The following is a 1,208-nucleotide window of genomic DNA, read 5'->3' as shown; positions in this document are numbered from 1 at the left end:
GTGCCTAATTTAAATGATGCCTTTGTTGTGCTTGATCTTGGTTTTAGGGTTGGTGAGGGAGAGGATGGGAGTGTGGTAGAAGGAAGTGGGGAGGGGGTGTGGGATGAAGAAGAAAAAAATCTTAAAGCACTTAATCAGCAAAGAAATATTAAAAACTTAAAAGAGGCATTGTTATTTTTAAAAGGCTGTGTTAAAACTCTAATTTACTTTTATGAGAAAAATAAAAGCTTTTATAACAAGCAAGATGAAGAAAAAAATCTAATTAATAATATTTGGCTTGATTATTTCAAGCTTTATCCTCAACTTGCTGGTAAGATAGCCTATATTTACTACAGTTTTGATTTGGCTGATGAGGATTTTCTTAAAAGCGTGAATGGGAGCGAGGCTTACATAAAGGAAAGAAAAGAATTTGCAAGAAAAATAGCAAGTCTTTATAAGCAAAAATATCAAAGAATCTTTGAAAAAGCATTTATTGATGAAAAGAACACCATAAACAAAGAGAGCTTAATCATAGCTTTTATCAAGGATCTAGGAAAAGAGTTTAACATAAATAGCTATGTTGGCCAAAATTCAGGCAAAATTACCTCTTTGTTTGATTTACAAATTCTTTCTATACCAGAGCTTAAAATTAATAACAAAATGCTTTTTAGTGGATTTTATGATAAGCTTAACAATAGCTTGAATTTAAAAATAGAAAAAATCTTTAAGGGGCATAAAACAAAGATCGAACTTTTAAGCTATATCTTAGATAATATCATACACGAATTTAGGCATTTTTATATATTTTTTAGCCACAAAAGGCAGGATAATGATCTTATGCGATATATTTATTACAATCTTAATTATTTTTATGATGGATATTTTGATCTTTTTCAAGCCTTTCAAAAGCCCTGCCTTTTTTTTGATGAAACTGTTTTTAACTGTGTAAATTCCAAGAATACGCCCTTATATTACATCCAGCCAAGCGAAAGAGATGCTAGAATCTGTGCTTATGAATTTAGAAAAGAGCTGAGAATGACGCTATGAATTTAGGAGAAATGCTCAACTTCCAATCCCAAGACAAGTTCTTGCGTAGCCAAAAAACAAAGGAATTATACCTAGGCATAAATACAGGGCTAAATTTCCTTGAAGATTACTGCCCTAATGGGTTTTATCTTAAAAACGAGCATTTTGATCCTACCTTATACAAGCTAGGCTTATATCTTGGC

The 1,208-nt window shown here is 31.5% G+C and carries 2 protein-coding genes; both read left to right on the top strand.

All coding sequences use genetic code 11. The features are described 5' to 3' along the window. The coding region (locus tag DMC01_RS14085; RefSeq protein ID WP_185908958.1) for a hypothetical protein at positions 1-1,026 on the top strand (1,026 nt) is incomplete at its 5' end. Next, positions 1,023-1,208 (top strand): hypothetical protein (locus DMC01_RS12495; RefSeq protein WP_142694509.1); only part of this gene is annotated, 186 nt, incomplete at its 3' end. The genes DMC01_RS14085 and DMC01_RS12495, both read left to right, overlap by 4 nt.

The sequence above is a fragment of the Campylobacter troglodytis genome, from assembly GCF_006864425.1.
Lineage (GTDB): Bacteria > Campylobacterota > Campylobacteria > Campylobacterales > Campylobacteraceae > Campylobacter_D > Campylobacter_D troglodytis.
This window is presented reverse-complemented; position numbering and strand designations above follow the sequence as displayed.